General features: G+C 76.9%; 16 protein-coding genes and 4 pseudogenes. 9 read left to right on the plus strand and 11 right to left on the minus strand.

The window, feature by feature from the left end; translation table 11 throughout:
• Nucleotides 1-203 precede the first annotated feature (203 nt).
• Nucleotides 204-1,202, minus strand: a complete 999-nt coding sequence (locus QMQ26_RS01075) for a Gfo/Idh/MocA family protein (RefSeq protein ID WP_282204403.1) — start codon at nucleotides 1,200-1,202, stop codon at nucleotides 204-206.
• 294 nt (nucleotides 1,203-1,496) lie between these two features.
• On the minus strand, nucleotides 1,497-1,931 hold the full coding sequence (locus QMQ26_RS01080) for a hypothetical protein (protein WP_282204404.1): 435 nt from the start codon (nucleotides 1,929-1,931) through the stop codon (nucleotides 1,497-1,499).
• Between the two features lie 63 nt (nucleotides 1,932-1,994).
• Between QMQ26_RS01080 and QMQ26_RS01085 the strand changes: the two genes are divergently transcribed.
• Entirely contained in the window at nucleotides 1,995-2,423 is a 429-nt protein-coding gene (locus QMQ26_RS01085; RefSeq protein ID WP_282204405.1) for an SCP2 sterol-binding domain-containing protein, read from the plus strand.
• A 60-nt stretch (nucleotides 2,424-2,483) separates the two neighbouring features.
• Here the strand turns inward: QMQ26_RS01085 and QMQ26_RS01090 are convergent, their stop codons facing one another.
• The 3 genes and pseudogenes from QMQ26_RS01090 to QMQ26_RS01100 form a co-directional block, all read right to left on the minus strand.
• Entirely contained in the window at nucleotides 2,484-3,593 is a 1,110-nt protein-coding gene (locus QMQ26_RS01090) for a PP2C family protein-serine/threonine phosphatase (RefSeq protein WP_282204406.1), read from the minus strand.
• A 185-nt stretch (nucleotides 3,594-3,778) separates the two neighbouring features.
• A complete protein-coding gene (locus tag QMQ26_RS01095) occupies nucleotides 3,779-4,201 on the minus strand; it encodes a CBS domain-containing protein (protein ID WP_282204407.1) in 423 nt (140 codons plus the stop codon).
• 106 nt (nucleotides 4,202-4,307) lie between these two features.
• Nucleotides 4,308-5,254 (minus strand): annotated as a pseudogene (locus QMQ26_RS01100) (SPFH domain-containing protein).
• A gap of 75 nt (nucleotides 5,255-5,329) precedes the next feature.
• On the opposite strand from QMQ26_RS01100, the pseudogene QMQ26_RS01105 reads away from it, so the two are divergent.
• Nucleotides 5,330-6,119 (plus strand): annotated as a pseudogene (locus QMQ26_RS01105) (uracil-DNA glycosylase).
• 37 nt (nucleotides 6,120-6,156) lie between these two features.
• On the opposite strand, the gene QMQ26_RS37795 reads toward QMQ26_RS01105, so the two are convergent.
• The 3 genes and pseudogenes from QMQ26_RS37795 to QMQ26_RS37805 form a co-directional block, all read right to left on the minus strand.
• Complete coding sequence (locus QMQ26_RS37795) at nucleotides 6,157-6,435, minus strand: CHAD domain-containing protein (RefSeq protein ID WP_404814249.1); 279 nt, start codon at nucleotides 6,433-6,435, stop codon at nucleotides 6,157-6,159.
• 73 nt (nucleotides 6,436-6,508) lie between these two features.
• Nucleotides 6,509-6,796 (minus strand): annotated as a pseudogene (locus tag QMQ26_RS37800) (CHAD domain-containing protein); the annotation flags it as partial.
• A pseudogene (locus QMQ26_RS37805) lies at nucleotides 6,781-6,888 on the minus strand (hypothetical protein); the annotation flags it as partial. The pseudogenes QMQ26_RS37800 and QMQ26_RS37805, both read right to left, overlap by 16 nt.
• Nucleotides 6,889-7,322: 434 nt before the next feature.
• On the opposite strand from QMQ26_RS37805, the gene QMQ26_RS01120 reads away from it, so the two are divergent.
• Nucleotides 7,323-7,871, plus strand: a complete 549-nt coding sequence (locus tag QMQ26_RS01120; protein WP_318552171.1) for an MBL fold metallo-hydrolase — start codon at nucleotides 7,323-7,325, stop codon at nucleotides 7,869-7,871.
• Nucleotides 7,872-8,532: 661 nt separating this feature from the next.
• Here the strand turns inward: QMQ26_RS01120 and QMQ26_RS01125 are convergent.
• The 3 genes from QMQ26_RS01125 to QMQ26_RS01135 form a co-directional block, all read right to left on the minus strand.
• Nucleotides 8,533-8,757 carry a hypothetical protein gene (locus tag QMQ26_RS01125; protein ID WP_100834565.1) on the minus strand — a complete coding sequence of 75 codons (225 nt, stop codon included), beginning with the start codon at nucleotides 8,755-8,757 and terminating at the stop codon, nucleotides 8,533-8,535.
• A 28-nt stretch (nucleotides 8,758-8,785) separates the two neighbouring features.
• Entirely contained in the window at nucleotides 8,786-9,982 is a 1,197-nt protein-coding gene (locus QMQ26_RS01130) for an inorganic phosphate transporter (RefSeq protein ID WP_282204408.1), read from the minus strand.
• A gap of 577 nt (nucleotides 9,983-10,559) precedes the next feature.
• Complete coding sequence (locus tag QMQ26_RS01135) at nucleotides 10,560-12,491, minus strand: potassium transporter Kup (RefSeq protein WP_282204409.1); 1,932 nt, start codon at nucleotides 12,489-12,491, stop codon at nucleotides 10,560-10,562.
• Nucleotides 12,492-12,814: 323 nt separating this feature from the next.
• On the opposite strand from QMQ26_RS01135, the gene QMQ26_RS01140 reads away from it, so the two are divergent.
• The 6 genes from QMQ26_RS01140 to QMQ26_RS01165 are packed head-to-tail and all read left to right on the plus strand — an operon-like array spanning nucleotide 12,815 to nucleotide 22,080.
• The gene (locus tag QMQ26_RS01140; RefSeq protein WP_282204410.1) at nucleotides 12,815-13,264 is read left to right on the plus strand and encodes a CU044_2847 family protein; all 450 of its coding nucleotides are present in this window, start codon (nucleotides 12,815-12,817) and stop codon (nucleotides 13,262-13,264) included.
• 22 nt (nucleotides 13,265-13,286) lie between these two features.
• Nucleotides 13,287-15,410 carry a VMAP-C domain-containing protein gene (locus QMQ26_RS01145; RefSeq protein WP_282204411.1) on the plus strand — a complete coding sequence of 708 codons (2,124 nt, stop codon included), beginning with the start codon at nucleotides 13,287-13,289 and terminating at the stop codon, nucleotides 15,408-15,410.
• Complete coding sequence (locus QMQ26_RS01150; protein ID WP_282204412.1) at nucleotides 15,407-16,441, plus strand: AAA family ATPase; 1,035 nt, start codon at nucleotides 15,407-15,409, stop codon at nucleotides 16,439-16,441. The genes QMQ26_RS01145 and QMQ26_RS01150 overlap by 4 nt, the downstream gene beginning before the upstream one ends.
• Complete coding sequence (locus QMQ26_RS01155; protein WP_282204413.1) at nucleotides 16,438-20,169, plus strand: SAV_2336 N-terminal domain-related protein; 3,732 nt, start codon at nucleotides 16,438-16,440, stop codon at nucleotides 20,167-20,169. Before QMQ26_RS01150 ends, QMQ26_RS01155 begins: the two co-directional genes overlap by 4 nt.
• 43 nt (nucleotides 20,170-20,212) lie before the next feature.
• Nucleotides 20,213-20,770: a MarR family winged helix-turn-helix transcriptional regulator gene (locus QMQ26_RS01160; protein WP_282204414.1), complete on the plus strand. Its 558-nt coding sequence runs from the start codon at nucleotides 20,213-20,215 to the stop codon at nucleotides 20,768-20,770.
• The gene (locus QMQ26_RS01165) at nucleotides 20,767-22,080 is read left to right on the plus strand and encodes an MFS transporter (RefSeq protein WP_282206703.1); all 1,314 of its coding nucleotides are present in this window, start codon (nucleotides 20,767-20,769) and stop codon (nucleotides 22,078-22,080) included. Before QMQ26_RS01160 ends, QMQ26_RS01165 begins: the two co-directional genes overlap by 4 nt.
• Nucleotides 22,081-22,108 lie beyond the last annotated feature (28 nt).

Here is a 22,108-nt window from a genome sequence, read left to right on the forward strand (position 1 = left end):
CGTAGTCACAGGGGTGTCCCGAACTGTCGTGGGGGCGGGGATTGTTGGCGGACATTCAAGCACCGCACCCCCGCCGCCCGGTAGACCCCGGACGCACTCCCCCGGACCCGCCGCGCGGCGTTCACCGCCGCTTCGCCCCCGCGCCCCCTCGCCCCGCGTCCTCTCGCCCGCTCGCTCCCTAGCCCCCTCGTCGGTGTGGCGGGTCACTCCCCGGGGTAGCGGACCCCGATCCGCTCCCGGACCGCGTCCAGGGTGCGCATCACGGCCAGCGTGGAGTCCAGCGGCACCAGCGGCGACTCGGTCTCGCCGGCCCGCAGGCAGCGCATCACCTCGGCGGCCTCCAGCCCGTAGCCGTGCCCGGTCCTCGCCGGTCCGGTGAAGGTCTCGGGCTCGGCGCCGTCGCGGTACAGGGTGAACCCGGCCGGGTGGAAGAAGTCCCGCTCGATCTCGATCCGGCCCGCGCTGCCCTGCACGGCGGCCCGCTGGCCGCACTGCACGTCGAGCGAGCAGGACAGCAGGGCGGTCGCGCCGTTCGGGTGGCCGAGCAGGATGCCGGTGTTGGCGTCCACCCCGAGGTCGGTCAGCCGGGCCCACGCCTGCACCGACTCCGGTGCGCCGAGCAGCAGGTGGGCGAACGCGACGGGGTACACCCCGAGGTCGAGCAGGGCGCCGCCGCCCGCCGCCGGGTCCCACAGCCGGTGCGCCGGGTCCTCCTCCGCGGTGAACCCGAACTCGGCCTGCACGGAACGCACGTCACCGATCGCGCCGTCCGCGACCAGCTCGGTGATCCGCCGCACGGTCGGGTCGAGGTAGGTCCACATCGCCTCCATCAGGAAGACCTCGCGCTTGCGGGCCAGCGCGACCAGCTCGGCGGCCTGGGCGGAGTTGAGGGTGAACGGCTTCTCGCAGAGCACCGCCTTGCCCGCCTCCAGCAGCAGCGCGGTCGCGCCGTGGTGCGCGGAGTGCGGGGTGGCCACGTAGACCACGTCGACCTCGGGGTCGGCCGCCAGCTCCTGCCAACTGCCGTACGCGTGCGGGATGCCGTGCCGCCCGGCGAAGGCCCGGGCGGACTCCTCCCGCCGGGAGGCGACGGCGAACGCCTCCGCGCCGGGGACGGCGGCCAGGTCCTCGACGAAGGAGGTGGCGATGCCGCCGGTGGCGAGCACGCCCCAACGGATCGGTCGGTCGGCGATCGGTCGCACTGCACGCTCCTCGGGTCCGGCAACGCCACGGCCGCCCCAGCCTATCCACCGCCCCACCTGCGCCGACAGCCCCCTCCGGGCGGCGGGGCCCGGTGCCGGGCGCACGCGGGGGCCGGGCGGTGGGAGGCGCGGGGGCCGGGCGGTGAGAGGCCCGAGGACCAGGCGGTGAGAGGCACGAGGACCAGGCGGTGAGAGGCACGAGAACGGGGCGGTGGGAGGCGCGGGGGCCGGGCGGTGGGCGGGCGGGCCGCCGGTTCTCGTCCGCTCTTCGTCCGCGGTGGGTTCCGCCGCCCGTTACCGGGCGGTAGCCTGCCGGTCCGGCGCGTGGCGCCGCACTCGTAGCCGTCTGGGGGCCGCCGCCATGACCGACCACCGCACCGATCCCGCCGCCGTCGCCCACCGGGCGACCCGGGCCGCGCTCGCCGGGACGGTCGACCGCCTGTGCGTGCTGCTGGAGCGGACCCACGGGCTGCGGCACCGCTCGGCGCTGCCGCAGTGGTCGGCGGGGCAGGTCGGCGCGCACCTGGCGGCGGTGTTCTGGGCGTACTGCTCGGCGGTGTCGGACGAGGAGCCGGTCGACTGGGCGGAGGTGCTGCCGGTCGGGGCGCCGGCGTTCGGGCCGCGGATGGCGGCGGTGAACGCCCGGGCCGTGGCGCTGGTGGGCGAGCGGACCGGCGAGCGGCGGGCGGGGTTCGTCGCGGAGCGGGCCGAGCTCTTCCTGCGCGCCACCGCGCCGCTCGCCCCGGAGACCCGGTCGCCACCCCGTGGTACGGCCCGGAGCCGGCGCTCACGGTGGCCGCGTCGACCGGTCTGCTGCTCAGCGAGTGCCTGGTGCACGGGCTGGACATCGCCCGCGCCACCGGCCTGCCGTGGCGGATCGAGCCGGAGCACGCCCGGCTGGTGCTCGGCCAGGCGATGCCGGTGATGATGCCGCTGGCCCTGGACCGGGAGCGGGCGCGCGGCGTCGACGTGGTGTTCGACCTGGCGGTGCGGGGCGGCCCGCGGCTGTTCCTGGCGGTGCGGGACGGCGCGATGACGGTGACCACCGGCGCCGCGCCCCGCACGCCGGACTGCCGGATCTCCGCGGACCCGGTCGCCTTCCTGCTGGTGGCGTTCCGGCGCAGCCCGCAGTGGAAGGCGGTCGCGCGCGGTCTGCTGCGGGCGGGCGGCCGCAAGCCGTGGCTGGCGCCGCGGCTGACCTGGCTGGTGCCGTCCCCGTGAACCCGCCGGCGGGCCTTCCCGTGCGCCCGCTCCCGCCATCGGGCCGTGCGCGGGCCGCGCTCAGTGCGGCCGGGTGACGGCGATCAGCGCGGCGTCGTCCCTCAGGCGTCCGCCGACGTGGTCGAGCAGGTCGCGGCGCAGCGCGTCGAGCAGGGCGCGGGGAGTGCCGGCGGGTGGGAGCGGGCCGGTCCGGTCCGGGAGGGGGTAGAAGGCGCCGGCGGCGTCGCGGGCCTCGGTGACGCCGTCGGTGTAGAGCAGCAGGGTGCTGCCGGGCGGGAAGTCGAACTCCTCGGTGCGGCGCTCGACCGGGCCCAGGGCGCTCATGCCGAGCGGGGGCGCGGTGCGGCGCAGCGGCAGCGGGTGGGCGCCGCGGGGGGTGAGCAGCAGGGGCGGGGGGTGTCCGCAGTCGGCGATCCGGGCGGTGGGGCGGTCGTCGGGCAGGTCGAGGACGAGGGCGGTGGTGAAGTTCTCCTGCACGTCCTGGCCGCTGTCGGTGAGTTCGGCCAGGTGGCGGCGGTAGGAGGCTTCGAGTGCGTCGGCCAGCCGCGCGGGGTCCTCGTGGTGGTGGGCGAGTTCGCGGAACGCGCCGAGCAGGGCGGCGGCGTCGCCGACGGCGGCCAGGCCCTTGCCGCGGACGTCGCCGATCAGCAGCCGGGTGGCGTGCGGGGTGCGGACGGCCGCGTACAGGTCGCCGCCGACGTTGGCCTCGTCGTCGGCGGCGAGGTAGCGGGTGGCGATCAGCAGCGGGCCGGCGTGGTCGGGCAGCGGGCGCATCAGGACCCGCTGGACGGCGTCGGAGACGGTGCGGACCCGGTCGAGTTCGCGGCCGTGGCGCTCGTGGATGCGGGTGTAGGCGACCACGACGCCGGTGACCGCGGCGAGCGCGACCAGCTGGGCCTGGTGGTTGGGAGTGAACAGGCCGCCGTGCAGGACGGCGATGACGGCCTGCGCGACCAGGGCGAGCAGGCCGATCAGGACGGTCAGCCGGGTGCCCGCGAAGGACGGGGTGATGGCGGGGGCGACCACCAGCAGCGGGCCGAGGTGGATGTTCGGGGAGATCGAGATGTCGATGGCCGAGATCAGCACGATCAGGCCGATCGGCAGCAGCACCATCAGTCGTCCGGTGCGCCGCTCGCTCAGCAGGTCGGCCAGTCTCCGCCGCTCTCCCACTCCACCACCATGCACCGCGGACGCCACCCCCACGACCCGGTGCACCGCGCGTGCCCGGGGTGCGGCGCCGCGTCACCGCCGGCCCCTGCCCCGGCTCCACGGCCACCGCCCGTACGCCCGCACCCACACCCATGCCCGCGCCCGCGCCCGCCACGGCAGGGGCGGGGACGGAGCGGGGGCGGGGTTCAGCGCGCGGTGATGGCGGTGACGAACTCGGCGAGGCGGTCCTGCGAGAGGTGCCGGGCGATGTCGGCCTCGGTGATCATGCCGACCAGGTGGTGGTCGGGGTGGTTGATCACCGGCAGGCGGCGCACCAGGTGCTCCTCCATGACCTCCAGGACGAGGTCCGCCTCCTCGTCCTCCTCGATCACCAGCGGGCGTCCGGCGGCGAGTTCGGCGCAGCGGACGGCGGCGGGGTCGCGGCCCTCAGCGACGCACTTGAGCACGATGTCGCGGTCGGTGAGGATGCCCAGCAGCTTCTGCTCCGCGTCGCAGATCGGCAGCGCGCCGACCCCGCGGTCGCGCATGATCCGGGCGGCTTCGGCGAGGGTCTGCTCGCCGGTGACGCACTCCGCGCCGGAGTGCATGATCTCTTTCGCGGTGGTCATGGCCGGACCTCCCGAGCTGGCTGGTGCGCGGCGTCCCGCGCACGGTACGTCCGTTCCCCATGCTCGTCCCGGGCCGGGGCGGGCCGCCACCGCTGGCGGCGGCCGGTCAGGCCGCGTGCGGCGGCGCCACCCGCAACGGGCCGGAGCCGGCGGCGAGTTCGGCGGCGGCGGCGACCTGCGGGAGTTCCAGCTGCTCGACGCCCGGGTCCGTCGCCCCGACCTCTCCCGCCGGGGCGCCGGACCCGGCCGGTCCGTCGGCCTGCGCGGCCCGGGCGGCCTGCGCGGTCTGTGCGGAGGCCCGGTCGGTGGAGCTCTCCAGGAAGCGCAGCAGCTCCACCGGGAAGGGCAGCACCAGGGTGGAGTTCTTCTCCGCCGCGACCTCCACCACCGTCTGTAGCAGCCGCAGTTGGAGCGCGGCGGGCGTCGCGGACATCACCTTCGCGGCCTCCGAGAGCCGCGCGGACGCCTGGAACTCGCCGTCGGCGGTGATGATCCGGGCCCGCCGCTCCCGGTCGGCCTCGGCCTGCCGGGCCATCGAGCGCTTCATCGACTCGGGCAGCGCCACGTCCTTGATCTCCACCCGGTCGATCTGGATGCCCCAGCCCAGCGCCGGGCTGTCCAGCATCAGTTCGAGGCCCTGGTTGATCGGCTCGCGGTTGGCCAGCAGCTCGTCCAGCTCGCTCTTGCCGATGATCGACCGGAGCGAGGTCTGCGCGACCTGCGACATCGCGAAGTTGTAGTCCTGGACGTTGACGACCGCCTTCACCGGGTCGACCACCTTGAAGTACACCACCGCGTCGACCGGACGGTCACGTTGTCGCGGGTGATGCCCTCCTGCGCGGGGACGGGCATGGTGATGATCTGTACGTTCACCCGCCGCATCCGGTCCGCCACCGGCACCATCCGGGCCAGCCCGGGCCCGCGCACCCCGTCCAGCACCCGGCCGAACCGGAACACCACCCCGAGCTGGGTCTGCTGCACCATCCGCACGCTCAGTCCGGCGTACAGGCCCAGCACCACCAGCAGCGCAATCACCGCGCCGACCACGATCATCGCCGTCACCTCGACCCGACGTTCCGGCCCGACCGGTGCCCGGACCCGTACCTCCACGCTACTCCGCGCCCTGCTCTGCCGGGACGGACGCCGCCCGTAGGATCGGTCCATGGAACCGCCCTCCGACTCCTCCCCCGCCGTCCTGGCCCGCGCGTCCGCGACCTGGCCGAGCTGGACGACCTGGTGGTCGACTGCCGGGCCTGCCCGCGGCTGGTGGCCTGGCGGGAGGAGGCCGGGCTGGTCAAGCGGCGGGCGTTCCGGGAGCAGGAGTACTGGGCGCGGCCGATCCCCGGCTTCGGGCCCCGCGACGCCCGGCTGGTGCTGGTCGGCCTCGCCCCCGCGCGCGCACGGCGGCAACCGCACCGGCCGGATCTTCACCGGCGACCCGTCCGGCGACGTGCTGTACGCCTCGCTGCACCGGCTCGGCCTGGCCAACCGCCCGGAGTCCACCTGGCGCGGCGACGGCCTGCGGCTGCACGGCGTGCGGATCACCGACCCGGTGCGCTGCGCCCCGCCGGAGAACAAGCCGACCAACGCCGAACGCGACACCTGCCGGCCGTGGATCGTCCGCGAGTTCGACGAGCTGCGCCCGACGGTGCGGGCCGTGGTCGCCCTCGGCGGCTTCGCCTGGCAGGCCGTGCTGCCGGTGCTGGCCGCCGCGGGCTGGCGGGTCCCGCGGCCCAAGCCGGTCTTCGGCCACGGTGCGCACGCGGTCCTGCCCGCCACCGGCGACGGTCCCGAGCTGCACCTCTTCGGCTGCTTCCACGTCAGCCCGCGCAACACCTACACCGGGCGCCTGACCCTCCCGATGGTCGACGATCTGCTGCGCACCGCGGCCGTCGCCGCCGGCCTGGACCCGGTCTGACACCGGCCGGGCGTCCCGCCGGGGCGGCGGGCTCCGGTCAGCGCAGCTTCCGGGGCCGCCGGGCGGCCTGTTCCCAGACCTGCGGCAGCAGTTCGCGGGCGAAGCCGAGTTCGGCGCTCTGCCGGCCGTAGAGGACGCCGTAGCCGAAGCCGCCGTCGGAGAGGGCGCGGAGCGTGTCGCGGGCGACGACGGCGTCCTGGTGGCGGCCGAGGACGTCCTGGAGCGCCTTCATCCGGCGGGTGAACGCGCGGGCCGGGCGCCCGGCGCTCTCCCCGGCGTAGCGGGCGCGCTTGGCGGCCTTGCGGGCGTCGTGCAGGGCGCGTTCGAGGGCGGGCCCTCGGGGTGCGGCGGGCGGCGGCGAGGCGTTCGGCGGTGCGGCAGTGCTCGCGGCGCAGGGCCCGGGTGAATTCGGGCCCGGCGCGCTTGGCGGCCCGGGAGGTGAGCGGCGGGTCGGCGGCGAGGGCGGTGAGGGTGGCGAGCAGGCGGCGGAAGCGTTCGCCGTCGAGGGCGGTGCGGACCCGGACGCGGGCCTCGCGGGCCTCGCGGGCGCTCCAGGCGGTGAGTTCGGCCAGGACGCGCTCGCGGTCGCCGCCGGGCGGCAGTTCACGGCCTGGGCGAGCAGGCGGGCGCCGAGCACCTCGGTGTCGCGGGCCGGTCCGAGGGCCCGGCCGAGCCAGCGCAGTTCGTCCTCGGTGGCGGTGTGGTCGCCGCGCAGGTGGCGCGGTGGTGTGCGCAGGGCGCTGCGCAGGCGGCGGGCGGCGGTCCGCATCCGGTGGACGGCGTCGGGGCGGTCGGCGCGCGGACGTCGGGCGCGAGTGCGGCGAGCTGGCGGTCAGGGTCGCAGCGCGCGCGGCGATGACGTCCCCCGCGCTGCCGTCGATCCGGTGGGCCACGTCGTCACGTCCTTCCGTTCCGTGCTGTCCCAGGTAGGCGGTCCGCGACCGCCCGTCCGGTGCGCCGCGCCGCCGCCCGTCCGGTGCGCCGCGCCGCCGCCGGTCCGGGCCGCCCGTCTGCCACGGGCAGATCCGGGGGGCGGGAGCAGGGCGGGCGGGCAGACTGCCGACATGGATGTCATCGAGGTGCTGCCGGGGTTGCGGATGCTGGTCCTGCCGGTCGGCGCGGCCTACCTGTGGTCGGACGGACGGGAGTTGACGCTGGTGGACAGCGGGGCGGTGGGGACGGGAGGAGCAGGTCGCGGCGCTGGTGGAGTCGGTGCCGGGCGGGGAGTTGGCACGGATCGTGCTGACGCACTGGCACGAGGACCACACGGGTGGTGCCGCCCGGCTGGCGGCGCGCTACGGGGGCGTGCCGGTGGTGGCGCACCGGGTGGAGGCGCCGGTGATCCGGGGCGAGGCGGTGGGCGCGCCGCCGGTGCTGGAGGAGTTCGAGCGTCCGATCCGGGCGTCGGTGCCGGCGCTGCCGCCCGCGCCGCCGTGCCCGGTGGACGTCGAGGTGGTGGACGGCGACGTGCTGCCGTTCGGGGGCGGGCCCGGGGTGGTCGGCGTGCCGGGGCACACCGACGGCTCGCTGGCCCTGCACCTGCCGGGCCCGGACCTGCTGTTCACGGGCGACGCGGTGGCCAACGTGGGCCGCACGACGCTGGGCGTGTTCAACACCGACCGGGCCCGGGCCGTCGCCTCCCTGCACCGTCTGGCCGGGCTCGGCGCCGCCCACGCGGTGTTCGGCCACGGTGCGCCGCTGGTGGGGGACGCGGCGGCGGCGCTGCGCGCGGCGGCGGCGGAGGCCGGGTGAGCCGGGGCGCCGGCGAGAGCGGCGGACGGACCGGAGGCCACGGAGGCGGCCGGGCGGCGGCGCCGACGGACGGGGGCGGGGCGGCCGGGACGGACCCGCTGGCGCGGCGCGGGCACGGCCGGTCAGGACGGCGTCCCGGAGCCCTTCCGCCTGCCCGGCGACGTCGGGCGCGAGGGCCCGCTCGCCGCCGTTGGGGCGCAGCGGCAGGCGGTGGTTGACGGCGACGAGTTCCTCACGGGTGCGACCGTGGACCATCGCGCCGTGGTGCCGTCGCCGGTGGGCGGCGCGTCCTCCCGGCGGACGGCCGGGGCCGGCTCCCGACTGCCGGGCCGGCGAGGCGGGTTCACGGGGCGATCGGAAGCAGGACGGCGGCGCCCTGGCGCTCCGGGGTGAGGGCGGCGGGGCGGCCCGGCCGGTCGGCAGGTCGTCCCGGAGACCTCCGCCACCGGCGCGGTGGTCTTCGCCGTCCGCCGCGCGGGCGGCCGGCTGCTGGTGGCCACCGACGGCCCGAGCCCTGGAACCTCCGGCCCGCTGGCCGCCGCCACCCCTTCCCGGCGGGCACCCGGGAGGCCCCCGGGGAGGCGGGGCCGTGCCCCCGGGGACCTCCCGCGCCGGGCAGCGCGTCGCCGGGCTCGTCGGGCTCGTCGGGTTCGCCGGACGCTCAGTGGAAGGCGGGCACGATCAGGTAGAGGCCGTAGGCGGTGGCGGTCAGGCAGGCCAGGAAGCACAGGCCGGCGGCCAGCCGCAGTGGCGGCCGCCGGGGCGCGGGGGCCACCGCCGCGCGGTCTGCGGCCCGCAGGCCGGTCGCGAACAGGCCGACCAGGGCGGTGGTGGCGCCGATGCCGACCAGGGCGACCTGGCCGAGCGCGGTCCAGTCGATGTGCACGGGCCCTCCCGGGGCGCGGTGGGACGGGTCAGGCGGACGCGGGGGCCGGACGCACGGCCACCGTGTGGCCGTCGTTGACGTTCGAGGCGTCGACCGGCGCCCGCCGGGCCGCGAGGACGATCACGGTGCTGAGCGCGAGCGCCGCCAGCGCGGTGACGGCGATCCCGGCGGTGCCGCCGTGCACCACCAGCAGCGCGGCCAGCGCGCCGACCGCCGCGGCGGCGGGCAGGGTCAGCGCCCAGCCGACGGCGACCCGCCCGGCGGTGCCCCAGCGCACCTCGGCGAGCCGGCGGCCCAGCCCGGCGCCGAGGATGCCGCCCGAGCACACCTGCGTGGTGGACAGCGGGAAGCCGAAGTGCGCGGAGGAGAGGATGACGGCGGTGGCGGCGGTCTCGGCGGCGAAGCCCTGCGGCGGGTGGATGTCCGTGATGCCCCGGCCCATCGTCCGGATGATCCGCCAGCCCCCCAGGTAGGTGCCCAGCGAGATGGCCAGGCCCGCCGTCGCCACGACCCACAGCGGCGGCCCGGCCGAACTGTCCAGCGCTCCGGCCGAGATGAGGGTCAGTGTGATGATGCCCATGGTCTTCTGGGCGTCGTTGGTGCCGTGGGCGAGCGAGACCAGGGAGGCCGAGAAGACCTGCCCGACCCGGAAGCCGCGCTCGGGGACGGCCGCGTCGGCGGGCCCGGGCCGCGCGGTCCCTGCGGACCCTGCGGCCTGCGGGCGGTCGCGCCGCCCGCCGGAGGTCAGCCGGTAGGCGAGGTAGGTGGCGGGCAGGGCCGCCGCGCCGGCGATCAGCGGGGAGAGCAGCGCGGGCAGCAGGACCTTCTGCACCACCGTGACGAAGTGGACGCCGCCGGTCCCGACGCCCACGCAGACCGCCCCGATGAGGCCGCCGAACAGGGCGTGCGAGGAGCTGGAGGGCAGGCCCAGCAGCCAGGTCGTCAGGTTCCACAGGATCGCGCCGACCAGCCCCGCGAAGATCACCCCCGGGGTGACCAGCGCGTCGTCCACGATGCCGCCCGAGACCGTCCGGGCCACCTCGGTCGACAGGAACGCACCCACCAGGTTGAGGACGCCGCTGATCAGCACGGCGGTCCGCGGGCTGAGCGCACCGGTGGCGATCGAGGTGGCCATGGCGTTGGCGGTGTCGTGGAAACCGTTGGTGAAGTCGAAGGCGAGGGCCGTCACGACGACCAGGACGACGAGGAACGACACATGGGCCATGTCTCCATGGCAGCACGGCGGCCCGGTCCTCCCGGCGACCGCGGTGTGAACCCCGTGCGCAGATTCCGCGCGCACCGGGCCGGGACCGCCGGGCGGGGCGGCGCCCCTGCCCCGGCACGAGGCGTGCTGTCAGTCCTCGTAGGACGCGGCGAAGCGGCAGTGCCCGGCACCCGCCGCACGGTGGGCCCGGCCGGGTGCCCGCCGGTCCTCGTCGGCGCCGTCGGGCAGTGCCCCGGGCGCCGGGCCGCGCGGTGGCCGGCGGAGGTCCGCTCCGCCGGACCCGTTCCGGTCCGCCGTCGGCATGGGTGCGGGTGCGGGCGACGCGGGTGCGGGCAGCACGGGTGCAGGCAGCGCGGGGACGAGCCGCAGGTCGGTCATGGCGTGGTCGCTTTCGTCCGGGGGCGGCGGGAGCCTCCGGCAGGCCCCGTCCGTGCCTCCAGTGGACACCCGCCGTCCCCGGACCGACCGGTTCTTGACGCGGTGCCTGCACCGATCCGGTCCGCCCTGACGGAACGTTGACGGGGGTGCGCCCGCAGCAGTGGACGGGCCGCTCCCCCGCGCCGCTCCCCCGGGCCCGCTACACCTCGATCTGTGCGCCCATGATCACCGTCCGGTCCCGGGGCAGGCCGAAGTACTCGGCGGCGTCCGAGGTGATGTAGGAGGTGGCGATGAACAGCCGCTTGCGCCAGGGCGCCATCGTCGGTTGCTCCCCCCGGCGGAGCTCGATCTTCGAGAGGAAGTACGACGCCTGGTCGAGGTCGAGCGGCCCCTCGGTGTCGGCCGGGTCGAGCAGGGCGAGCGTGGCCGGCACGTCCGGCGTCTCCATGTAGCCGTACCTGGCGGTGACGTGGACGATCCCGTCCTCGCCGTAGCCGAGGTTGTCGACCACGCACCGCTCCTCCACCGGGACGCGCGGCACCGGTTCGGTGCTGATCGACAGGATGACCAGCTGGCCGTGCCGGACGTGGTTGTGCTCGACGTTGGCGCGCAACGCCAGCGGGGTGGTCTCCTTGCCCCGGTTGAGGAAGACCGCGGTGCCGGGGACCAGCGCGGCCGGCACCCGCCCGTCGTGCAGCCGGTCGACGAACTCCCGCAGCGGGCCCTCGCGCCGCTCCCGCTCGGCGGTGACGGTCCGCCGGCCGTGCTGCCAGGTCGTCATCACGGTGAACACGGCCAGGCCGATCAGCAGCGGCAGCCACGCGCCGTGGAAGAACTTGGTGGCGTTCGCCGCGACGAACAGCAGGTCGACGGTGAGCAGCGCGGTCGCGCCGGCGGCGAGCAGCCAGACCGGCGTGTGCCAGCGGGTGCGGGCCAGGTAGAAGAACAGCAGGGTGGTGATGGTGATCGTGCCGGTGACGGCCATGCCGAAGGCGAAGGCCAGGGCGGCGGAGCTGCGGAAGGCGAAGACCAGGGTGAGCACGGAGACCATCAGCAGCCAGTTGACCCACGGGACGTAGATCTGACCGATCGTCGACTCCGAGGTGTGGGCGATCCGAAGGCGCGGCAGGTAGCCGAGCTGCGCGGCCTGGGAGGTGACCGAGTACGCGCCGGTGATCACGGCCTGCGAGGCGATCACGGTGGCGGCGGTGGCCAGGAGCACGATCGGCCAGCGGGCCCAGCCCGGTGCCAGCAGGAAGAAGGGGCTGCTGATGTTCGCCGGGTCGTCCAGGATCAGCGCGCCCTGTCCGAGGTAGCTGAGGATGCACGCGGGGAACACCAGGAACAGCCAGCCCCGGGTGATCGCGGGACGGCCGAAGTGTCCCATGTCGGCGTAGAGCGCCTCCGCCCCGGTGACCGCGAGGACGACCGCGGCGAGCGCGAAGAACGCCGTTCCGAAGTGACCGACGAAGAAGCCCAGCGCGTACGTCGGCGACAGCGCGCGCAGGATCTGCGGGTGCTCGGTGATCCCGTGCACGCCGCACGCCCCGACCACGGTGAACCAGAGGATCATCACCGGTCCGAACACCCGCCCCACCGCCGCCGTGCCCCGGCGCTGCGCCAGGAACAGCAGGACCAGGATGCCCGCCGTCAGCGGCACCACCGCGTCCTTCAGGGAGGGCTGGACGACCTCCAGGCCCTCCACGGCGGACAGCACCGAGATCGCCGGGGTGATCATGCTGTCGCCGAAGAACAGCGCCGCGCCGAAGATCCCCAGCACGGTCAGCACGGCCGCCGCCTTCCGCCCGGCCTTCGCGCCCGAGCGGCGGATCAGGGTGATCAGCGCCATGATGCCGCCCTCGCCGTCGTTGTCGGCGCGCATCGCCAGCAGCACGTAGGTGACCAGCACGACGACCACCACCGACCAGAACACCAGCGACACCACGCCGTACACGTTGTCCGTGCTGACCGGCACCGGGTGCGGGTCGTCCGGGTCGAACACCGTCTGCAGGGTGTAGATCGGGCTGGTCCCGATGTCACCGAACACCACCCCCAGTGCCCCGACGATCAGGGCCAGGCGGGCGGGGCCCTTCACCGCGGGATGCAGCGCGGAGGAACCGCGGTCGGTCATAGCGACAGCCTTCTTTCGGTCATGCTTCGCCACACTTGATCAAGTCCTGAATGGATTCGAAGCTACGGCAGTGCGGTGCCGCCGCGCCGCCTACCCCGCCGACAGGACCGATCACCTCCGGACGTCGGACTGCCCCGGAGGGCGCCCCGCCGCGCGTCGGCCGCGCGCCACCGGGCCTCCGCCGGCGCGGCGCGTTCCGCCCGCACCCCGTTCCTCCCGGCCGGCCGGGGTGCCCGGTTCCGGGGCTCCGGCCCGGCCTGCGGCGCGGACGTTCTAGCATGGGGGCCGCCGTGGGGAGCGGCGCTGTGGCGAGGGGCGGGGAGATGCAGCAGCTGGTCGAGTTGGCGATGCCGGACGGGCAGACGGTCTGGGCGCTGGTGGACGGCCCGTCGGGTCCGCGCGACACCGGGCTGGGCGACCGACTGGCCACCCGGCTGGAGGGGTTACAGGAGTCGCTGCACGCCGTGGCCGCCAATGTGCGGGACGCGGTGGCGGCGGTCCGGCCCGACGAGGTGTCGGTCGAGTTCGGGCTGGAGCTGGCTGCCGGGCGCGGCGGTGTGGTGGCCGCGCTGACCGGTGTCGGCGGGAAGGCCACCTTCAAGGTCGCCCTCAAGTGGACCTCCGGCGGCCCGTCCGCCGAACAGCCCCCGGCCGAGGAACCCCCGGTCGAGGAGCCCGCCGAGCCGGACGCATCCGCCGAGCCCGGTGCGTCCGACGGGCCCGGCACGTCCGACGGGCCCGGTGCCCCCGGCGACCCCGCCGCCGGGGCCTGAGCGCGGCGGGGGCCCGCGCCCGATGCGGAACTTCGATCCGCTGACCGCCCTGCAGGCGCTGCTGGAACGCTGCCGGGTCCGGGTGGACGGCCGGACGGAGGGCAGCGGGTTCTTCGTCGCGCCCGGCTTCGTGCTGTCCTGCGCCCACGTGGCCGGCGGCGCGGCGGGCGAGCGGGCCTGGGTGGAGTACGAGGGCGCGGCGCTCCCGGCCACGGTGCTCGCCGCCGCGCCGGACGCCGCCGCGGCCGCCGGTCGACCGCTGTACCCGTTCCCGGACCTAGCGCTGCTGGAGCTGACCGACCCACCGCCCGGCCACCCGTGCGTCTGGCTGGACCCGGAGGCGCCGCCGTCCGGGACGAGGCTGACGGCGACCGGTTTCACCCGCGACCTCGGCCCGCGGACGGCCGTCCTGGCGGCGGGCGGCCGGACCGGGCAGCCGGGGCGGGCGATGCTGGAGCTGGTGGCGGGCGAGGTCAATCCGGGGCTGTCGGGCGGGCCGGTGCTCAGCCACCGTTCGGGCGGGGTGACGGCGGTGGTGAAGGCCACCCGGCAGGAGGACAGCACGATGGGCGGCTACGGGGTGCCGGTGTCGGCGCTGCGGCTGCTCGACCCGGCGGCGTACCGGCGGGTGCTGTCCGCGCACGACCGCTTCCACGCCGTGGACGCCCGTTGGCGCTCGCTCGCCGACGTCCCGCCGCCCACCGGGTACGACAACGGACCCGCTGCCGGACGGTTCGCCGGCCGGACGGCCGAACGCGCCGCGGACCGGGCGTTCCTGGCGCTGCTCGCCGGACTGCCCCCGGACTCCGCCGCCGACCTGCGCGCCGCGTTCCTGCGCGCCGCCCCGCCGGGCACCTTCGAGCCGGACCTGCCGCTGCTCGACCGCCGCGACGTCTACCAGGAGCTGGCCGCCCGGGTCACCCTCGGCGGCGACCACCTGACGCCCGAACTCGCCTACTGCGCCGACCTGGTGCGCACCCTGCCCGGGGACGCGCCGCTCACCCGGGCGCTGCGCGACCGGGTGCTGATCCGGGCCGGGGAGACCGGCCGGGGCGAGGCCGCCCGGCAGCGGATCGACAGCAGCCCGCCGTACGCCCCGCCCTCCGCACCGCCGCACCACCCGTCCCGTCCGGCCGCGCCGGTGCGCCCCTCGGTGATCGGCCGGGTCCGGCATTCGCTGCGCGACCGCAGCCGCTACCACGTGCGGGTGTGGCAGTTCCGCGGCGCGGAGGAGATCGTCCCGGCCGGCCCCGAGTCCGCCGAGCTGACGCTCCCCCAGGCGCTGCGCCTGCTGGCCGAGTCGCTGCCGCCGCAGATCGAGACGGTGGAGGCGCTGGAGGCCCTGGACGGGGCGGCCGGGCGGCCGGCGCTGGTGGAGCTGATCCTGCCGCACGAGGCCCTGGACGAGGACTACGCGGGCTGGCGGCTCTGGCCGGAGCTGGAGTGGTGGACGCTGGGCCGCAAGCACCGGTTGGTGGTCCGCCCGCTGGAGCGCCACCAGGAGCCGAGGCTGCACCACCCCTGGCTGATGCGCTGGGAGCACCTGGCGGAGCAGTCGCTCGACCGGGCGCTGGTCTGCGTGTGCGGGCGCGGCCGGCAGCAGCGTCCGCAGGCGCTGGACGCCGCGTTCAACACCGCTCCGGAGCTGGCCGCGCTGGTCCTGGCCGGGGCCCCGCGCGGCGGTGCGCTGGCGCAGGCGTTCCGGGTGGCGGTGGCCTCCGGCGTGCCGGTGATGCTGTGGGAGCGCGGCACCGACCCGCGCCCGCTCGACCAGGGCGCCTGCGCCACCGGCTGCACCGCCCCGGGCCGGGGCGACTGTCCGGACGGCCGTTTCCTGCGCGCGGCCCGCACGGCGCTGGCCGACACCCACCGGGACGCCGCCCCCGACCGCATCCGCGACCTGCGCAACGAGGCCGAGCTGCACGAGGCGGAACGGCACCCGGGCCCGGACGCCCCCGACGTCCCCGACGCCCCGCTCGGCGACCGGGTGGTGCTGCTCTGGGACGACCCGGCCCGCCAACTGCCCCGCACCCGGCTCGCCCCGGCCGCCACCTCCCCGGTGACCGCCCCCACCGCCCCCACCGCACCCATCACCCCCGCCCCCGCCCCCGCCCCCGCCCCCGCCACGGAAGGACTCCCGCGATGACCCTCTGGCGCATCTACCAGGGCGTGGACCAACCCCACGACCGGATCGCCGACCTGCCGCCCCCGCCGCCCTGGCGGGAGTTCGACGGCGGCCGGGACGGCACGCTGGCCGCCGTGGACCGCGACGCGGTCGGCGGCGGCCGCCGCCGCCTGCCGCGCCGGGCCGCGTACCGGGCCGACGAGCGCACCGTCGACGCCGTCAACACCGCGCTCTACCTGCGCCGTCCGCTGCTGGTCAGCGGCGACCCGGGGGTCGGCAAGTCGACCCTGGCCGACGCGGTGGCCCGCGAACTGCGGCTGGGCCCGGTGCTGCGCTGGTCCGTCAACAGCCGCACCACGCTCCGCGACGGCCTGTACCGGTACGACTCGCTGGGCCGCCTGGAGGACGCCGGCCTGGCCCGCCACCAGTCCGACGCCCCGGCCGGGGCGCCCGCCGCCACCGACCTCGGGCGGTACGTCAGCCTCGGCCCGCTCGGCACCGCGCTCGCCCCGTACGCGCTGCCCCGGGTGCTGCTGGTCGACGAGATCGACAAGGGCGACCTGGACCTGCCCAACGACCTGCTGGACGTGTTCGAGGAGGGCGGCTTCGAGATCCCGGAGCTGACCCGGGCCGCCGACCAGCAGCCGACCGTCGCGGTGCGCCCGCACGACGGCGGGCCGGCGGTGCGGGTGACCCGCGGGGCGGTGCAGTGCCGGGCGTTCCCGTTCGTGATCCTGACCAGCAACGGCGAACGGGAGTTCCCGCCCGCGTTCCTGCGCCGCTGCATCCGGCTGCACCTGCCGTCGGCGCACCAGGACGGCGCGCGGCTGCGCGCGATCGTCGAGGCCCACCTGCCGGGCGCGGGCGCGGCGGCCGAGGCCGCCGTCGGGGCGTTCCTGGCCCGGGCCGCGACCGGGGAGCTGGCCACCGACCAACTCCTGAACGCCGTCTACCTGTTGGCGCCCTCCGCCGGTGCCACCGGGCCGGACCGGGACCACCTGCTCGACCTGGTCATGCAGCACCTCAACGACGCCCCGCCCGGCCGGCCGTGAGCGGCGCCCCCGGCCCGGAGCGGGACGCCGTCCGCCGCCTGGCCGCCCTGCTCGCCGACCTCACCGGCCCGGACGGTCCCGCCCCGACCGGGCGCGAACTCGCCGACCTGCTGTGGCTGCACGCCCGCCTCGGCGGCGGTCCGCCCCCCGAGCCCGAGCGACCGGATTCCGAGTTCGCCCCGGTCAAGCTCGGCCGACCGCGCCGGCCCGGGGACCCCTCCGCCGCCCGGACCGGACCCGCTGCGCCGCAGCGGAGTTCCACCCCCGCCCCGCGCCGCCCGCTCCACCTGCCCGGCCCGGTGCCCGCCGCGGGCGCCCCGCCGCTGCCCGCCTCGCCGGTCCGGGTCGGCACCGGTCGCGCCCTCCCCCGACGCCGCGAACTCGCCCGCGCGCTGCGCCCGTTGAAGCGCGGCGTGCCGTCCGCCGACCGCACCGCGCTGGACGAGGACGCCACCGCCGAACGCCTCGCCCGCGACCCGCGCTGGTGGCCGGTGCTGGTGCCCGGCGTCGAGCGCTGGCTCGACGTCCGGCTGATCGTCGACGCGCACGGCGACAGCGCGGTGCTGTGGGAGCCGCCGGCCCGCGAACTCGCCGCCCTGCTGGCCGGTTCCGGCGTCTTCCGGGACGTCCGGCTGCACCGCCTGACCGGCCCCGACGCCCCCGAGGACGACACCGCCGCCCGGCCGCCCGGCCGCACCGCCACCTTCGTCCTCACCGACGGCGTCCACCCCGACTGGGCCGGGCCGCGCCTGCGCGCCGCCCTGCGCCGCTGGGCCCAGGCCGGGCCGACCGCCGTCCTGCACACCCTGCCCGAACACCTGTGGGCGCAGACCGCGTTGGCCCCCGAGCCCGGCCGCTTCCGCACCGCCGCCCCCGCCGACCCGCACCCCCGGTTCACCCCGTACGCCCTCGTCCCGCCCTCGCAGCCGCCCGGCACCCTCGCCGTGCCGGTGCTCGGCCTCTCCCCCGAGTGGCTCGCCCCGTGGGCCCGTGCCACCGCCGGGCCGCACGCCTACGACGCGCCCGCCGTCCTGCTCGCCCCCGGCCGTCCGTCCCGGCCGCCGGCCGGACCCCCGGCCGACGACCGCTCCGCCCTGCCCACCGGCGACTTCGACTCCTTCCTGGCCCAGGCCCAGCCCCGGGTGTTCCGGCTCGCCGCCCTGCTGTCCGCCGTACCGCTCAACTTCGGCGTGATGCGGCTGGTGCAGTCCGCGCTGCTGCCCGACAGCCCGCCCGCCGACCTCGCCGAGATCGTCTTCAGCGGCCTGCTGCGCGCCGTCCCCGACGACCCGTCCACCGAATCCCTGGGCCGCGCCTACGAGTTCGCCCCCGGCGTCCGGGAGCGGCTGCTCGCCACCCTGCGCCGCGACGAGGCCCAGCAGGTGGTGGACACCGTCTCCGCGCACCTGGCCGCCCACGCGGCCGTGCTGGGCGCCCGCTTCACCGCGCTCTTCCCGGACCCGGACGGCCCGCTCGCCCTCCCCGCCGGCGCCCGCCCCTGGGCCCACACCGGCGCCCCCGTGCCCGTCCCCGCCCCGGGCCGCCGCTTCTTCCTCCCCGTCATCGGGGTCGCCGTCCCCGGCGAGGGCGAACCCGACGCGGCCGGCCTGTTCCGGGCGACCGCCCGGGTCGCCACCGGATTCGGCCGGCTCGGCTACCAGCAGGCCGGGCCGACCGGCGACGGGAGCGCCGTGGACCTGCTGCGCGCCTGGGCGCGGCAGGTCCGCCTCGGCCCCGGGGACCTGGTGGCGGTCTACCTGGCCGGCCACTCGATGGCCGCCTTCGGCCAGCAGGCCGAACTCCTGCTCCCGGACGGCCTGTCCGCCACCCGCCGCCGCCGGATTCGCCGCGTCGGGCTGGAGGAGTTCCGCCGCGCCTTCGGCCGCCTGGGCCGCCTGCTCCTGATCGTCGACCAGCACCCGCTGCGCGCCGGGCCCGCCACCCCGCCGCCGGGGAGCCCTGCCCTCACCCTGCTGGTCCGCAACTCCCCCGCCCCGGTCTTCTCCGAGCACATGTCCGGCCTGCTCACCGCCTTCGCCGTCGGCGTCTTCGAGTCGCCCGAGGTCGGGGTGCACCTGCGGGAGCGCCTGCACATCGGCGCCCTCGCCACGGCGGACACCACGGACGACCTGCTGCCGTTCTTCACCCCCGGGGCCGGGCCCGCCGGAGCGCGGGAGCCCGGACCCGCGCACCTGCTGGACGCGTTGGTGTCCTGGCTCACCGGTGGCCGCCACGACACCGCCCCGCGGGAGTTCTACAACACCACGCGGCTGCCGCTGGCCACGGTCCTGCGCTGCCTCGGCCCGCTGACCGACCGCGTCCGGCAGGTCCGCGTGCCCGGCGAGAGCCTGGACCCCGCCCGGTGGTGGGAGGAGCTCGGCGGGCGGCTGGGGCTCGAACGACCCGACCGGGAGACCGTCCTGGAGCACCTGGCCCTGCACCGCGCGGACCTGCTGCTGATCCTCACCGCCCGCCGACCGGGCGGCGAACCCCCGCTCCGGTCCGACGCGTTCCTGTCCGCCCTGACCACCGCCGGGGCCCGCGTCCTGCTGGTCGACCCCTTCGCCACGCCGACACCGGGCGCGGTGCAACTCCGCCCCGGCCGGGACGAGTCGCTGATCTGCGACGCCGTCGACGGCGGCCGTCGCCTCGAGTCCGTCGACCGGACCCGGGCCGCCGACGCCTACCGGCTCGCCCTGGACCTCGCCCTGACCGCCGGGAGCCACTGGTGGGCGGCCGTGGCCACCGCCGCGCTGGACCGGCTCGGCGCCCCGCACTCCACCCCGCGCCCGACCCGACTCGACCGCATCCAGGGCGCGTTCACCACCGTCCCGGGCGCCGCCGACGCGCTGCTCGACCTCACGGACCTGGTCCGCTCGGCGCCGGCCGACCTGGTGGAGCAGGTCTACGCGCTCCTGCGGGCCCTGATCGGCCACCGCCGGGACCCGGCCACCGGCATCCACCCGATCGTCGACCCGGCCGTCCTGGACGGGCTCGACCGCCGGGACCGCGCGGTCGTCCGCGACTGGATCGACAACGAGCTGGTCGAGGCCGCCGCCCCGCACCGGACCCGGCTGCTCGAACTCGCCACGATCCTCGACACCCCGGTGATCTCCTCCGACCCGGCCCTCCCGGACGGCCCGCTGGGCCTGTGGGTGACCCGTCTCGTCCCGCACGCCGAACCCGACGGAACACTCCGGCTGCTGCCGCGCCCCGCCGCCGCCCCCCGGCCGCCCTCCGCCGACTTCGGCCACCTCGTGCACCGCAACTGGCGCTGCCCGACCGAGGGGTGCGCCCGCTACGCCCCCGGCCCGACCCCGCCGCCGCTGCCCAGCGTCGAAGGGCCGGACGTCGTCTGCACCGACCACCGCACCCCCCTGCTCCCGGCCGCCCCCCGGCCGGCCGTCGCCCACCTCAAAGCCGTCACCGACCAGTTCTGCTCCGGCCAGTTCACCGTCGAGGAGCGGTCCTCGTTCCCGCTCTCCCTCTCCGTCGACAGCACCCCCCTGCTGGTCTCCTTCCAGGACGGCACCGTCACCGTCCGGGCCACCGACATCGGTGCCCGCTACCGTCTCCCCGGCCCTGACGCCCCGGACTGGCAGGACCTGATCCCGGACGAGCCGCTCCCCTTCCCGCCCGGCACCCGCATCGCCCCGGCCCCGGACGTCACCCTGGTCCGCACCGGCGCTCCCCTCCCCGGCGAACCGGCCCCGCCCACCGGGCCCTGACCGGATACAACAGTGCTTGTACAAGCGCTGTTACAGTGGCCGCGTGACCGAGACCCCCGACCCCACCGACCCGGCCGACCCCACCGACCCGGCCGACCCCACCGACCCGGCCGTTCCCGCCGACCCCACCGAGCTGAGCCTCTGGCGCCCGCTCCGCCTGCTCCAGGCGTCGATGGACGAGGAGATCGGCCGGGTCTACGCCGAGACGCCCGTCGAGGGGCTGCGGCCGAGTTTCGTGCTGGAGCTGCTCCGGCTGCACGCGCGCGGGCCGATGACCATCACCGAGCTGGCCGAGTCGGTGCGGCACACGCACTCGGCGCTCAGCCAGAAGGTGGCCGCGATGCGACGGGCGGGCTGGGTGGAGACCGTGCCCGGAGCGGACGCCCGGAGCAAGAAGGTCACGCTGACCGCGAAGGCGCGGGAGGTGGTCGGCCGACTGGCCGCCGAGTGGGAGGCCACCGAGGCCGCGCTCGTCGAGCTGGAGGCCGAACTCCCGTACCCGCTCAGCCGGGTGGTCGAGGACATCGAGCAGGCGCTGGCCCGCCGTAGCTTCCACGAACGCATCCTCGGACGGCTGGCCGGTGACCCGCGGTGGCGGTGACCGGCCGCCGACTGCTGCTCGACGTCGCCCCGCTGCGCGAGTCGCCCGCGTTCCGCCGGCTGTGGCTCGGCGGGACGGTCTCCGGCCTCGGTGGCCAGATGGCGCTGGTGGCCGTCGTGTTCCAGGTCTGGGAGCACACCCGCAGCACGGTGTGGACCGGCGCGGTGGGCCTGGCCCAGGCGGTGCCGCTGCTGGCGCTCGGGCTGTTCGCCGGCGCACTGGTCGACCGTTCGGACCGGCGGACGCTGTACCTGCTGGCCACCGCCGGGCAGGCCGGGTGCGCGCTGCTGCTCGCGGCCCAGGCCCCGCTGGGGTACCTCCCGCCCGCCGGGGTGGTCGCCCTGGTGGCGGGACAGTCCGTCTTCGTCGCGGTCGCGGGCCCGGCCGCCCGGACCTTCCCGCCCCGGCTGCTCCCGCCCGGGCAACTGGCCGCGGGCCTGGCCCTGAACCGGGTCGCGTTCCAGGGCGCGATGCTGCTCGGCCCGGCACTGGGCGGGCTGCTGGTGGCGCGGGCGGGCGTCGGCGGCTGCTACCTGGCCGACGCGCTCAGCTTCGCGGCCGCCCTGTACGCGGCCCTCCGCCTGCCCCGGATGCGCCCGGACGCCGCTCCCGGCACCGACCCCGCCGACCCCGCCGACCCCGCCGCTCCCGGCACCGACTCCGCTACCCGGAGGACCGCCCGCGCGGGGCTGCGCGACGTGCGGGACGGACTGGCGTTCCTGGCCCGGACGCCGGTCGTCCGCGCCGCGCTGCTCACCGACCTGGCCGCCACCGTGCTGTCCATGCCGATCAGCCTGTTCCCGCTGGTCAACGCCGAGCGGTTCGACGGCGGTCCGCGCACCCTGGGGCTGTTCCTGACCGCGATCGCGGCGGGCGGCGTCGCCGCCTCCGTCCTGTCGGGGGCGTTCACCCGGCGGCCGCACCAGGCGCCGGTGATGCTGACCGCCGCCGCGGCCTGGGGCGTCGCACTGGCCCTGTTCGGCCTGGTGTCGAGCCCGTGGCCGGGGCTGGGGCTGCTCGTGCTGGCCGGCGCGGCGGACACCGTGTCCGTGGTCGCCCGCGGCACCGTCGTCCAACTGCACACCCCGGACGCGCTGCTGGGACGGGTCGGCGCGGCCGAGCAGATCGTCGGACAGGCCGGACCGGACCTGGGCAACCTGCGCGGCGGCCTGGTCGCCTCCGCCACCTCGGGCACCACCGCCCTGATCAGCGGCGGCCTGCTCTGCCTCGCCGCCGTCGCCCTGATCGGAACCGCCACCCCCGGACTGCGCCGCCCGCCCGCCCCGGGGGAAATCCGTTGTACACCGTAGAAGGACTCCTCTACGGTGTACAACGCAC

This window comes from Kitasatospora fiedleri (genome assembly GCF_948472415.1).
Taxonomy (GTDB): domain Bacteria; phylum Actinomycetota; class Actinomycetes; order Streptomycetales; family Streptomycetaceae; genus Kitasatospora; species Kitasatospora fiedleri.